At 68.9% G+C, this 12,781-nt stretch carries 16 protein-coding genes; 10 read left to right on the top strand and 6 right to left on the bottom strand.

From position 1 onward, the window contains the following. Position 1 precedes the first annotated feature (1 nt). Positions 2-796, top strand: coding sequence for an NRDE family protein (locus JL37_RS26725; protein ID WP_043548036.1), 795 nt, complete (start codon positions 2-4; stop codon positions 794-796). Between the two features lie 151 nt (positions 797-947). Next, complete coding sequence (locus JL37_RS26720; protein ID WP_043548035.1) at positions 948-1,382, top strand: carboxypeptidase-like regulatory domain-containing protein; 435 nt, start codon at positions 948-950, stop codon at positions 1,380-1,382. Positions 1,383-1,388: 6 nt separating this feature from the next. Here the strand turns inward: JL37_RS26720 and JL37_RS26715 are convergent, their stop codons facing one another. After that, positions 1,389-1,763 carry an MAPEG family protein gene (locus JL37_RS26715; RefSeq protein ID WP_043548034.1) on the bottom strand — a complete coding sequence of 125 codons (375 nt, stop codon included), beginning with the start codon at positions 1,761-1,763 and terminating at the stop codon, positions 1,389-1,391. Between the two features lie 222 nt (positions 1,764-1,985). On the opposite strand from JL37_RS26715, the gene JL37_RS26710 reads away from it, so the two are divergent. After that, positions 1,986-2,789: a CPBP family intramembrane glutamic endopeptidase gene (locus tag JL37_RS26710; protein ID WP_052097613.1), complete on the top strand. Its 804-nt coding sequence runs from the start codon at positions 1,986-1,988 to the stop codon at positions 2,787-2,789. Positions 2,790-2,807: 18 nt separating this feature from the next. On the opposite strand, the gene JL37_RS26705 is transcribed toward JL37_RS26710, so the two are convergent. From JL37_RS26705 to arfB, 4 genes are all read right to left on the bottom strand, one after another. Next, entirely contained in the window at positions 2,808-3,863 is a 1,056-nt protein-coding gene (locus JL37_RS26705) for an alkene reductase (RefSeq protein WP_043548031.1), read from the bottom strand. A gap of 47 nt (positions 3,864-3,910) precedes the next feature. Further along, a complete protein-coding gene (locus JL37_RS26700) occupies positions 3,911-4,258 on the bottom strand; it encodes a helix-turn-helix transcriptional regulator (RefSeq protein WP_052097612.1) in 348 nt (115 codons plus the stop codon). 75 nt (positions 4,259-4,333) lie between these two features. Next, a complete protein-coding gene (locus JL37_RS26695) occupies positions 4,334-5,017 on the bottom strand; it encodes a DUF2238 domain-containing protein (protein WP_043548029.1) in 684 nt (227 codons plus the stop codon). A 2-nt stretch (positions 5,018-5,019) separates the two neighbouring features. Further along, complete coding sequence (gene arfB / locus JL37_RS26690; protein WP_043548027.1) at positions 5,020-5,436, bottom strand: alternative ribosome rescue aminoacyl-tRNA hydrolase ArfB; 417 nt, start codon at positions 5,434-5,436, stop codon at positions 5,020-5,022. A gap of 120 nt (positions 5,437-5,556) precedes the next feature. Between arfB and queE the strand changes: the two genes are divergently transcribed. From queE to JL37_RS26655, 7 genes are all read left to right on the top strand, one after another. Continuing rightward, entirely contained in the window at positions 5,557-6,189 is a 633-nt protein-coding gene (queE, locus tag JL37_RS26685) for a 7-carboxy-7-deazaguanine synthase (RefSeq protein ID WP_043548026.1), read from the top strand. 28 nt (positions 6,190-6,217) lie between these two features. After that, positions 6,218-6,661, top strand: a complete 444-nt coding sequence (gene queD / locus JL37_RS26680; RefSeq protein ID WP_043548024.1) for a 6-carboxytetrahydropterin synthase QueD — start codon at positions 6,218-6,220, stop codon at positions 6,659-6,661. 187 nt (positions 6,662-6,848) lie between these two features. After that, positions 6,849-7,325 carry a MarR family winged helix-turn-helix transcriptional regulator gene (locus tag JL37_RS26675; protein ID WP_043548022.1) on the top strand — a complete coding sequence of 159 codons (477 nt, stop codon included), beginning with the start codon at positions 6,849-6,851 and terminating at the stop codon, positions 7,323-7,325. Beyond that, complete coding sequence (locus JL37_RS26670; RefSeq protein ID WP_043548021.1) at positions 7,322-9,373, top strand: FUSC family protein; 2,052 nt, start codon at positions 7,322-7,324, stop codon at positions 9,371-9,373. Before JL37_RS26675 ends, JL37_RS26670 begins: the two co-directional genes overlap by 4 nt. Beyond that, entirely contained in the window at positions 9,370-9,582 is a 213-nt protein-coding gene (locus tag JL37_RS26665) for a DUF1656 domain-containing protein (protein WP_043548020.1), read from the top strand. Before JL37_RS26670 ends, JL37_RS26665 begins: the two co-directional genes overlap by 4 nt. Positions 9,583-9,584: 2 nt before the next feature. Next, complete coding sequence (locus JL37_RS26660; protein WP_043548019.1) at positions 9,585-10,499, top strand: HlyD family secretion protein; 915 nt, start codon at positions 9,585-9,587, stop codon at positions 10,497-10,499. 52 nt (positions 10,500-10,551) lie between these two features. Beyond that, positions 10,552-11,973 carry an efflux transporter outer membrane subunit gene (locus JL37_RS26655; protein WP_043548018.1) on the top strand — a complete coding sequence of 474 codons (1,422 nt, stop codon included), beginning with the start codon at positions 10,552-10,554 and terminating at the stop codon, positions 11,971-11,973. Here JL37_RS26655 and ypfH read toward each other — a convergent pair whose 3' ends face one another. Continuing rightward, positions 11,974-12,678, bottom strand: coding sequence for an esterase (gene ypfH / locus JL37_RS26650; protein WP_043548017.1), 705 nt, complete (start codon positions 12,676-12,678; stop codon positions 11,974-11,976). Between the last annotated feature and the right edge of the window lie 103 nt (positions 12,679-12,781).

Raw genomic sequence — 12,781 nt, 5'->3', positions numbered from 1 at the left:
CATGTGTCTTGCCGTACTGGCCCTGCACGTCCTGCCGGGCATCCCCGTCCTGATCGCCGCCAATCGCGATGAATTCCACGAGCGCCCGACGCTGCCCGCCGCGCAATGGCCCGATGCGCCCGAGGTTTATGCCGGGCGCGACGGGCGGGCCGGCGGCACCTGGATGGGCGCGACCGCCCGCGGGCGCTATGCGCTGGTGACCAATTTCCGCGAACCCGGCAGTTTCCTCGACAACGCTCCATCGCGCGGCGCGCTGGTGGAAGACTACCTGCGCGGCGCCGATACCCCCGCCGGCTACCTGGCCCGCGTGCACGAGGCGGACCAAGCCTACAACGGTTTCAACCTGATCGTGGGCGACACGCGCGAAACCTGGTACCTGAGCAACCGCGACGGCGGCCCCCGCGCGCTCGCGCCGGGCGTCTATGCCCTGTCCAACCACCTGTTGGACACGCCCTGGCCCAAGCTGGCCCGCACCAAGGCCGCCTTCACCGCCGTGCTTTCCGGCGGGCCGCAGCCCGACCTGCCCGCGCTCATGGCCGCCCTGGCCGACCGCAGCCCCGCGGATGACGCCGACCTGCCCGCCACCGGCCTGCCCCTGGATCGGGAAAGGCTATTGAGCAGCCCGTTCATCGTCAGTCCGAACTATGGGACCCGCAGCTCCAGCGTGCTGGCGCTGCACGATGGCGGGGCCGGACAGCTCGATGAAAGGCGCTTCGCCCCCGACGGTTCGGTCAATGGCGAAAGCGGGCTGACGTTTTCCTGGCGCGCCGCGGGCGCAGACGATATTGCGCGATAGGCCGCGCCGGAAACAATCGGTAGACATCGCAAGCGCGCCAGCGCGAACTCCGCGCGCTGGCGGGGGTCGAATTCCCTGTCGCCCCTGAGTGGCGCGGCGACGACCGCGGCCGGCATGAAGCGGCGCCGGCCATCCTATCAAGGAGAACCTCATGAACAAGCGTATCGAACGCTGCACCATGGCCGCCGCGATGGCCCTGGGCAGCATGGCCTTCGCCGGGATCCTGTCGACCGTCCAGGCCGGCCTGCCCCCGGTACAGCGCCAGGGCGCCGTGGAATACGTCAGCGGCGGCATCGGCCTGGACGAGTCCGAGGCCATGAAGGCCGCCGCCAAGGATTATCCGCTGGCGCTGACGTTTGCCGCGCAGCGCGACGGCAGCGCCGACTACGTCGCCAACGTCGGCGTATCGATCCAGGACGCGCAGGGCAAGTCCGTCCTGCAGGCCACCGCCGAAGGGCCGTACATGCTGGTGAAGCTGCCGGCGGGCCGCTACAAGGTATCGGCCACCTATAACGGCGCGGCGCAGGAGCGCGAAGTCTCGGTGCAGAACGGCGCCACCGCTCGCGCCGTGTTCGAATGGAAGTAGCCGGTCCTAGACGCCCGTGAACAGGATGGCGATCACGAAGCCCACGCCGATCGCCCAGACCAGCGAACGCAGCGCGCCCCAGCCCGCCAGGTACATGGCCAGATAGCCCAGGCGCACGCCCAGCCAGCAGGCCATCAGCGTGGCCACGTGCGCTACGGGCGCCTGGTTGTACAGCGCGAACAGCACCGCCGCGAAAAAGAACGGCAGCGCCTCGAAGGTATTGACCTGCGCCGCGTTAGCGCGGGCGCGCCAGCCCTCCTGGCGCGCGAGCCAGGCGCGCGGATCGTTGTTGTCGAATTGCTTGCCTCCCGCCTTGGCAATGATCGTGGATACGAAAGGCAGCAGCGCCGCCGCCAGCATCAACCACGCGATCGTCTTCATTGTGCGACTCCTTGGTATGCGATATGTGGGGGACGATAACGCAGGTGGAGGGAGGGTGTCTGACACCCGGGTGAGGCGGCTGCAGCTTGACCAGTGGTTCATAGGGGTGTCAGACACTGATGTGTCTGACACCCCCCACCGCGTACACTCACCGCTTTACCCCGCCCCTGCCGCTCCGTGCCGCTCCTGCTCCCCTGGTCCGCCCTGTTTCTTGCCGCCGCCATGCTCTGGCCGCCCGCGACGCGGCGCTGGGCGCTGGTTCCTCTCGCGGCGGCCTATGGCTGGGCCTGGGCCGACGGCGTCATCGATCCCGTCGCGCTTGCCTGGCCCGCGTTATTGATCCTGGCTGCGGCGCTGGTCCGGCCCGCGTCGGCGCAAGCAGCGCGCGTCGCGGGCCATGCCCTGTTCCTGCCGCTGGCCGTACTGCTCTTCCTGCACTGGCTGCCCGGCTTTCACAATCTCCGGGTGATAGCCCCGGCGCCGCTGAGTCCGGGCGCCGCGCCTTTCGGCATGTACCTGAACCTGGACAAACCGCTGGTGGCGTTCTGGGTGGTGCTGGCGCTGGCGCCGCCCATGGCCGGAGCGAACGCGCGCAGGACGATGGCATCGGCGCTGCTGTGCTGCGCCGCCGCGGTGGCGGCATGCCTGGGACTGGCCCTGGCCCTGGGAGCCGTGGACTGGGCGCCCAAATGGCCGGCGGCCGGGTGGATCTGGCTGGCAAATAATGCGCTGCTCGTCACGCTGGCCGAGGAAGCGCTGTTCCGCGGCTATCTGCAACAGCGGTTAAGCCTGCAATGGCGCGACCGCCCCTGGGGCGCCTGGGCGGCGCTGGCCGTGGCCGCCACGCTGTTCGGGCTGGCGCACTACGCCGGCGGCTGGCAATGGATGCTGCTGGCGGGAGTGGCCGGCGCCGCCTACGGCGTGGCCTACCGCCATGGCGGCCTGGCCGCCGCCGTGCTGGCGCACCTGGGCCTGAACGCGGCGCACTTCGGCTTGTTCACCTATCCGATGCTTGCCGCGTCCTGAGGCCTTTGCCCGGAAGGCTCAAGCCGGCATGGCCGGATAGTCCGTATAGCCGCCGGGGCCCGGCGCGTAGAACGTGGCCGGATTGGGGCGGTTCAGCGGCGCCTTGAGCGCGAAGCGGCGCGCCAGGTCGGGGTTGGCGATGTACTGCACCCCGAAGGCCACGGCATCGGCCCGGCCCGCCTGGATGGCGGCTTCGGCGGATTCCCGCGTATAGCCTTCGTTGGCGATATAGACACCGCCGAACGCCGCCTTGAGCGCGGGGCCGATGCTGTCGGGCGCCTCGTGTTCGCGCACGCACAGGAAGGCGATGCCGCGCTTGCCCAGTTCGCGGGCCACGTAGCCGAACGTGGCAGCGGGGTCCGAATCGCCCATGGTGTGGATATCGCCGCGCGGCGACAGATGCACGCCCACACGGCCCGCTCCCCACACCGACACGCAGGCGTCCACCGCTTCCAGCAGCAGGCGCGCGCGGTTCTCCACCGGGCCGCCGTAGGCGTCGGTGCGCAGATTGGTGCTGTCCTGCAGGAACTGGTCGAGCAGATAGCCGTTGGCGGCATGCACTTCCACGCCGTCGAAACCGGCCTCCATCGCCATCTGCGCTCCGTGGCGGTAGGCCTCGACCACGCCCGGCAGCTCGGCGGTTTCCAGCGCGCGCGGCGTCACGTAGGCGCGCAGCGGACGCACATGGCTCACGTGGCCTCCGGCGGCGATGGCGCTGGGCGCCACGGGAAGCTCGCCGTCCAGGAACATCGGATCGGAAATGCGGCCCACGTGCCACAGCTGCGCCACGATCCGGCCGCCCGCGGCATGCACCGCGGACGTGACCTTGCGCCAGCCCTTGACCTGTTCGGGCGTCCACAGCCCCGGCGTGTCAGCGTAACCCACGCCCTGCGGAGTCACGGCCGTGGCTTCGGTCAGGATCAGGCCGGCGCCGGCGCGCTGGGTGTAGTACTCGACCATCAAATCGTTCGGCACGCGGCCGGGATCGGCGTGCATGCGCGTCAAGGGCGCCATGATGATGCGGTTGGGCAGCGTCAGGTCGCCGACGCGCAGGGGTTCGAATAATTGGCTCATGCAAAATCCTTCGGCCCCGGCTGCCGGGGCGCTCTTTCGTAGCGGGGCTACATATCCTGGTTCAGTTGCCGCAGGAACGCGGCGATGACGGCTTCGTTGCGACGGAAAAATATCCACTGCCCCACCTTCGTCGCCGAGATCAGGCCCGCGCGCTGCAGGACCGCCAGGTGCGAGGACACGGTGGACTGGGACAAACCGCAGCGGCTATCGATGTGGCCCGCGCACACGCCATGCTCGAAGGTATGGCCCGGGCGTTCCTCGAAATACGCGTGCGGCGTCTTCAGCCAGGCGAGGATGTCGCGCCGCACGGGATTGGCCAACGCCTTGAGAATGGCGTCGGCGTCGATGCCCGGGGATGCGGCGGCGGAATCGGGGCTGGAAGAAGAGGCAGTCATATTGGAATATCGCAATTTATCGAATCTTATATCGAATATCTTAGATATATGCTTATGCCCCTGCGCGATCCAGGGCTATCGATCCGCCCCGCTCCGGGGCTTGAGGCTGTCGGCCCAGTCGCGCGCCAGGTCGCGCCGGGCCCGCCAATTGACCAGCGCGGTGATGGCCATGGCGATGACCGCGCCGCTGGCCGCCAGCGCCATGTCCTTCTGGGCGTCCCAGACATCGCCCTGCGTGCCCAGGTAGGCCGCCCCCAGGTCGCCGCCCACTGCCGCTGCGGCGCCCCATTCCAGCAGCTCATAGAGCGCCGAGGTGGACAGCGTGACGTCCATGGGCAGGAAATACGCCCAGAAGCCGCGCACCTCGACCACGCGCAGGAAGATCTCGCGGATGGGATAGGCCAGCAGCAGGCCGTAGGAAAAATGCACGACGCGGTCGAAGTTGTTGCGCTCCCAGCCGACCAGGCTGTTGAAGCTGCGGCCCGTCAAGGCCCGCCACCAGTCGTCGTAGGGCACCAGCGAATAGGTGTAATGCGCGCCGATGGCGTGCAAGCACAGGTACAGGAAGATCAGCGTATAGGAGGTCCGCGAAAAGACGAACCAGCGGCGGGTGAACAGCAGCGCGGCGCCGAAGGCCAGCACCAGGGCGTTCTCCAGCGCCCAATCCGCGCGGTCGTGCGGCGCGATGGCCAGCGCCACCCAGATCGCGGCGAACAGCGCGCCCAGCGTGTACAGGTAACGCCGCCGCGCGCCAGCCACGGTCAGTCTCCCTCGACCCGGCCGCGCAGGCGCTTGATTTCGCCGTGGCGCACCTTGCGCTGGACGCGCCGGCGCTGCGACGCCCGGGTCGGCCGCGTGGCGTGGCGCGGCTTGTCCTGCCGGGCGGCCGCGCGCACCATGGCGATCAAGCGCTCGATGGCCTCGGCGCGGTTCTTTTCCTGGCTGCGGAACGCCTGGGACTTGATGACGATGACCCCATCCTTGGAGACGCGGTGGTCGCTCAGGGCGCACAACGCGTCCTGGATCTCCGGCGGCAGGCTGGACGCCCGCACGTCGAACCGCAGATGGACCGCGCTGGACACCTTGTTGACGTTCTGGCCGCCCGCGCCCTGGGCGCGGATCATGGTGAACGCCAGCTCGCGCTCATCCAGGTAAAGGGAATCTTGGACGTGAAACATAGGACGGGAGTATAGAGGGCGGCCGCCGGTTACCAGGGGGCTCTACCGCCGGAGGCGCCACGCCAAGTAAAATAACCCGCTTTGCCCGATTTTTCCGGCGTCCGGCCGCCGGCACCACTCATGACTTATTCCGCCAAAGAAATTTTCAAGACGCTGCAAGGCGAAGGCGCCCATGCGGGCCGCGCGGCGGTATTCTGCCGGTTTGCAGGCTGCAATCTGTGGACGGGCCGCGAAAGCGACCGCGCCAGCGCCGCCTGTACCTTCTGCGACACCGACTTCGTCGGCACCGATGGCGAGGGCGGCGGCAAATTCGCCACGCCCGAACTGCTGGCCGACGCCATCGCGGCCTGCTGGGGCCCTGGCGCCGACGACCGCTACGTGGTCTTCACCGGCGGCGAGCCCCTGCTGCAACTGGACGCGCCGCTGCTCACGGCCATCCACGCCCGCGGCTTTACCGTGGCCATCGAAACCAACGGCACCATCAAGCCGCCCGACGGCATCGACTGGATCTGCGTCAGCCCCAAGGGCACCGCGCCCGTCGTGCTGGAGCGCGGCGACGAGCTCAAGCTCGTGTACCCGCAGGCCAATGCGCTGCCGGAAGCCTTCTCGCACCTGGATTTCGACCACTTTTTCCTGCAACCCATGGACGGCCCCGCGCGCGCGGCCAATACCGAGCAAGCCGTCCAGTACTGTATGCAGCACCCGCAATGGCGGCTCAGCCTGCAGACCCACAAATACATAGGCATTCCATGATTTACCCTCGCCCCCTGCGGAGCGCGCCATGATTTCCGTGACCCGCAGGCTGGAGTTCGACGCCGGCCACCGCATTCCCGACCATCGCAGCCAGTGCCGCAACCTGCACGGCCACCGCTACGTGCTGGAGATCACCCTGACCGGCGACATCGTGCAGGCGCCGGGCGAGTCCGACAATGGCATGTTGATGGACTTCTCCGAAATCAAGCAGATCGCCAAGACCCACGTCGTGGACGTCTGGGACCACGCCTTCCTGGTCTATGAGGGCGACGCCGCCGTGCGCGCCTTCCTGGACACGCTGCCCGGCCACAAGACCGTGGTGCTGGACCGCATCCCCACGGCCGAGAACCTGGCCGCCATCGTCTTCGGCATCCTGGCGCCGCACTATCACGGCCACTATGGCGCGGAACTGCGCCTGACCCGCGTGCGCCTGTACGAAACGCCCAATTGCTGGGCGGACTGCAACGGCTGACCGCCAGGGCGCGCCCGCCGCGCCCGCGCCAGTCCCGGGGCGCTGAAAACCGGACCATTCCCCTCCCGCCGCGCCGGCTTTCCATCCGTGGAAAGCCCGGTCCCTATTTTCCCGATTGAGAAAATCAATGGAGATATTCGCCATTTTCAATTATTAGTAAGCTAATAGATAGGATACAATCTATTCCATGAACACGCCTTCCGACTCCCAACTCATGGCCACCACCGCCAACCTGATGGTGTTGTCGCGCGCCTATCGCGGCGCCGCCGACAAGGCCCTGGCCGACTACGGCCTTTCCCAGGCCACGGCCTGGCCCGTCATCCTGGCTGGCCGCCTGGGAGACGGCGTCCGCCAGGGCGCCCTGGCCGAAGCGCTGGGGGTCGAAGGCCCCTCGCTCGTCAGGGTGCTGGACCAATTGGTCGCCGCCGGCCTGATGGAACGCCGCGAAGATCCTCACGACCGCCGCGCCAAGACCCTGCACCTGACCGCCGCCGGCCACGCGCTGCGCGCCCAGGTCGAGGACGTGCTGGTCGAATTGCGCCGCCGCCTCTTCCGGGGCGTCAGCGAAGCGGACCTGGAAGCCTGCCTGCGCGTCTTCGAAACCTTGAAGGTCTCGCTGGGCCGCAGCGGCGCCGGCGCGCAACAACAGGACGAGCAGCCGTGAAACTGCCGAACGTCCGCGAAACCATCTTCTCGCTGAAGAGCTACCTGAGCGCCATCATGGCGCTCTACCTGGCCTACAACATCGGGTTGCCGCGTCCGTTCTGGGCCATGACCACCGCCTATGTCGTGGCCCAGCCCTGGTCGGGCGCGGTGCGCTCCAAAGCGCTGTACCGCCTGACGGGCACCTTCTTCGGCTCGGCCGCCACCGTGTACATGGTGCCGCGCCTGTCGAATTCGCCAGTCGTGATGACCGCCGCCATGGTGCTGTGGGTGGGCGCCTGCCTGTACATGTCCGTGCTGGACCGCACGCCGCGCTCGTATCTGTTCATGCTGGCGGGCTACACCGCCGCGATGATCGGCTTTCCCAGCGTGACGGACCCTTCCCTGGTGTTCGACACCGCCCTCGCGCGCGTCGAGGAAATCAGCCTGGGCATCGTCTGCGCCACGCTGATCCACAGCATCGTGCTGCCCCGCGGCCTGGCCCCGGCCCTGACCCTGCAACTGGACAAGGCCGTGCGCGACGCCCGCAACTGGATGCACGACACGCTCAGCGGCCAGACTACCGAACAAAAAGACCGCGACCGCCGCGTGCTGGCTAATGACATCACGCAGCTGCGCCTGCTGTCCACGCACGTGCCCTTCGACACCAGCAACCTGCGCTGGACCTCGGGCGCGGTGCGCGCCATGCAGGACCAGATCGCGGCGCTTACGCCCGCCGTCTCCGCCGTGGAGGACCGCATGCGCGCCCTGCAGGCCGACGGCCAGCCTCTGCCGGAAGCGGTGTCGGCGCTGCTGCGCGACATTTCCGAATGGATCAACACGGGCGCCCTCGCCACGCACGAGGCCGCCGTGCACCTGCGCGCGGCGGTCACCCGGCTGACGCCCTCCATCGACAGCCGCTCCACCTGGCGCGACGCCCTGCTGGCCAGCCTGATGACGCGGCTGCGCGAACTCATCGACACCTACGACGAATGCCTGGCCCTGCGCCGCGAAATCCGCGCCGGGCTGCAGGGCGCGCCGCTGCGCGCGCCCCGCTCCAAGCGCACCCCCAAGACGCGGCTGCACCGCGACCGCGGCATGGCGCTGCTGTCGGCGCTGGCCGCCGGCGTGGCCATTTCCGCCTGCTGCGCCTTCTGGATCGGCACGGCCTGGAGCAATGGCGCCACCGCCGCGCTCATGGCCGCCATCTTCAGCTGCTTCTTCGCCTCGCAGGACAACCCCGTGCCCGGCATCATGCAGTTCCTGACCTACACGGTCTATTCGATCCCGCTGTCCGCGCTGTACCTGCTGGGCATCATGCCCGCCATCCACTCGTTCGAGATGCTGGCCCTGGCGATGCTGCCCACCGCCTTCGTGCTGGGCATCTTCATTGCGCGTCCGGCCAGCGCCGGCAAGGCCATGGCGATGCTGTTCGGCTTCCTCGGCACGATGGCGCTGCAAGACACCAACACCGCCGACATCGTGTCCTTCATCGATACGCAGGTCGCGCAGTGCATGGGCGTGGCCACCGCGGCCATCATCGCCGCCATCTTCCGCACCGTCAGCGCCGACTGGAGCGCCCGCCGCATCCAGGCCGCCAACTGGAAAGAGCTGGAAACGCTGGCGAGCTCGCCGCGCGCGCCGTCGCGCCACACCTACGCCGCCCGCATGCTGGACCGCATCGGCCTGCTGCAGCCGCGCCTGGCGCTGGCCAAGCGCCCTGACGACGTCGTGGCCGCGGACGCGCTGAAGGACCTGCGCGTGGGCCGCGACATCACTGAACTGCAACGGGCGCGCCGCCACCTGCCCATGGCCGAATCGACCATCAAACCGGTGCTCGACAGCCTGGCGGGCTTCTTCCATGCCCGCTCCGCATGGCAAACCGGAAAGAAGACGCCCGAGTTTCTCGCGCAGATCGACCGCGCGCTGTCCAGCGTGGCCGCCACGCCGCCAGGCGCCGCCGCGCGCGATCGCGCCGTGGTCGCCCTGGTGGGCATCCGCCGCGCCTTCTTCCCCGACGCGCCCGGCTACCAACCCGCCCATCCCACGCTGGAGGGCCAGACATCATGATCGGCGAATTCAATCTGTATGGCATTTACTTCCCCTGGCTGCTGGTGCTGGGCGTGGTCACCCTGGGCGTCGCCTGGGCGGTGCGCCGCGTGCTGGCCCGCGCCGGGCTGTACCGCCTGGTGTGGCACCCCGCGCTGTTCGATCTCGCGCTGTTCGTGGTGCTGCTGTATGGCGTCTCCCTCATTTCTCCGCATTTTCTCCAGAGATAGGTATGAAACTCCCCAACGCCCTGCGCCCTGCCGCCATCGGCAAATTTGCAGTGACAGCCGCCGTCGTCGCCGCGGCCGTCTACGCCGGCTGGCAGCTCTGGGTGCACTATGAAGTCGAACCCTGGACGCGCGACGGCCGCGTCAAGGCCTACGTGGTGCAGGTCGCGCCCGACGTCTCCGGCCTGGTGACCAGCGTGCCCGTGCACGACAACCAGGACGTGAAGGCCGGCGACGTGCTGTTCGAAATCGACCGCGCGCGCTTCCAGCTGGCCTTCGACCAGGCCCAGGCTTCGGTGCGGTCCGCGCAAGTGGCGCGCGACCAGGCTGTGCGCGACGCCAAGCGCAACCGCTCGCTGGGCCAATTGGTGGCCGCCGAAGCGCTGGAACAAAGCCAGACCAAGCTGCAGCAGACCGAAGCCGCGCTGGCGCAAGCGGAAGTACAGCTGAACACGGCGCGCCTGAACCTGGAGCGCAGCCGCGTGCTGGCCGCCAATGACGGCCGGGTCACCAACCTGGACCTGCGCGCGGGCTCGTACGCCACCGCCGGCCGCGGCGTGATGGCGCTGGTGGACTCCGGCTCCTTCTACGTGGAAGGCTACTTCGAGGAAACCAAGCTGCCCGGCATCCACGAAGGCGACCCCGTGACGGTGACGCTGATGGGCGACTCGCGCCGCATCAGCGGCCACGTGGAAAGCATCGCCATGGGCATCGCCGACCGCGACCGCAGCACTGGCGCGAACCTGCTGCCGAACGTGAACCCGACCTTCAACTGGGTCCGCCTGGCGCAGCGCATTCCGGTGCGCGTGCAGATCGACGATGTGCCCCAGGGGGTGCGCCTGGTGGCCGGCCAGACCGCCACCGTGTCGGTGGATCCCAAGCCCGCCCAGGCGCCGGCCGACGCCCGCCTGCCGTCCTGAACCCCTTTTCCAGCCTCAATAACCCTTTTATCGACGATTAGCCGTAACTGCCATGAATACCAGAAACCTCCTGCCGCTGATGCTGGCCCTTGCGCTGGCCGGATGCACCACCGTGGGCCCTGACTACCAGGTGCCCGCGGACTCGGTGGCCGAGCGGCAGAACGCGCAGGCGCCGTTCGCGCAAGCGCAGGAAAAGGTGTTCCAGCAGGAAGCGGTGCCCGGCCGCTGGTGGCGCCTGTACAACGATCCCGTGCTGGACGGGCTGGTGGAAAAGGCCCTGTCGGCCAACACCGACCTGCGCGTGGCCAGCGCCAACCTCGAACGCGCGCAGGCCGCCCTGCGCGAAACCCAGGCGCAGCAGCAGCCCGGCATCGGCGTCAACGCCTCGCCCACCTTCGGCCACGTCTCCGGCCTGCAGGAGTTGCAGCCCGGCATCGATCCGCCCAACCGCTGGTCCTATTCCGCGGGCGCCAGCGTGTCCTATCAGCTTGACCTGTTCGGCCAGATCCGCCGCGCCGTGGAAGCCTCCACCGGCGACGCGCAAGCCGCGCAGGCTGCCTACGACGCCACCCGCGTCACCGTGGCCGCCGAGACGGCCCGCGCCTACGCCAACATCTGTGCCGCCGGCATGCAGCTGGCCTCCGCCCAGCATTCGGTGCAAGTGCAGAAGGAATCCCTGGACGCGGTGGAACGGCTGCAGCGCGCCGGCCGCGGCACCGCGCTGGACGTGACGCGCGCCCGCAGCCAGCTGGAACAATTGCAGGCCAACCTGCCGCCCTTCCAGGCCCAGCAGCGCACCGCGCTGTATCGCCTGGCGGCGCTGACCGGCCAGACGCCCGCCGAAATCACGCCCGCGCTGCTGCAATGCGCCGCGCCTCCCCGCCTGGCCGAAACGATTCCGGTCGGAGACGGCGCCGAGCTGCTGCGCCGCCGCCCCGACATCCGCCAGGCCGAACGCACCCTGGCCGCCGCCACCGCGCGCATCGGCGTCGCCACCGCGGATCTCTATCCGAAGATCACGCTGGGCCTGTCCGCCGCCTCGGGCGGCCCCGCCGCCATGTTCGGCGACCGCGGCACCTTCAGCTGGAGCGTCGGCCCCCTGATCTCCTGGACGGTTCCCAATACCGGCGCCGCGCAGGCCCGCATCGCGCAGGCGCAGGCCAATACCAAGGCCGCGGCGGCGCGTTTCGACGCGACCGTGCTGAACGCCTTGCGCGAAACTGAAAGCGCGCTGGTGGTCTACGCCCGCCAGCTTGACCGCGAAGCCGCCTTGCGCGCCGCGCGCGACCAGAGCGCCCAGGCCGCCTCCCAGGCCAGCCAGCTGTTCAAGTACGGCAAGACCGACTACCTGACGGTGCTGGACGCCGAGCGCACGCTGGCCACCAACGAAAGCGCGCTGGCGGCCTCGCAGGCCGAACTCAGCAGCGACCAGATCGCGCTGTTCCTGGCGCTGGGCGGAGGCTGGGAAAAATAATCAATGGACCGAGCTGCCGTCGGGCGGCGTCTGATTGAGGCCCAGCGCGGCTTCCCAGCTGCGCAGCGGCACGCAGGTCTGCAGGCGCAGGATGGCGCGCTCGATCAGCGCGGGATGCAGCGCATGGCCCACCTGGCTGGCGATGTCGATGGTGGAATCGCCATGCAGTTCGGTCAGGCGCGCCTGCGCGGCCTGGATGTGCTCCACGCTCATGATCGGGTCGGCAGCGCCGTGCAGGAGGTGCAGCGTGGTGTACTGCGGCGCGGCCTTGGGCATCTGCGCATAGCGCCCCGAGAACGCGATGACGCGGCCGGCCATGCCGTCGTGCGCCTGGACCAGTTCCAGCGCCATGATGGCGCCTTGGGAGAACCCCGCCAGCGCCGTGTCGGATTGCAGCAGGCCGAACCGGGCCTGCGCCTGGCGCACATAGGCCTCCAGGGGAGGCAGGGCCTGCGCCACGCGCTCGGGGCGGTTTTCCTCGGTCACGCCGCGCACCGAGAACCATTGCCGGCCCGCGCCGCCGCCGTCGTAGGGCTCGAAGCCTTCGGGGATCAGCACCGCCGCCGTCGGAAACGCCGCGCGCACGGCCAGGGCCAGCGGCTCCATGTCGCCGGGGGTGCCGCCCACGCCGTGCAGCAGGATGAACAGCTGGCGCACGTCGACGCCGGCATCGGGAAGGAATTCGATAGAAGTGGAAGACGCCATGAAACTGCTCCGTGCTGGCTGGGACCGCCAAACGGCCCCGGAATAGCCGCATTGTAAAATGCGCCCCTTGAAGCAACCTTTGCCGCACCGCCACGGACCGGCT

It is taken from the genome of Achromobacter sp. RTa (assembly GCF_000757485.1).
Lineage (GTDB): Bacteria > Pseudomonadota > Gammaproteobacteria > Burkholderiales > Burkholderiaceae_B > Achromobacter.
This window is presented reverse-complemented; position numbering and strand designations above follow the sequence as displayed.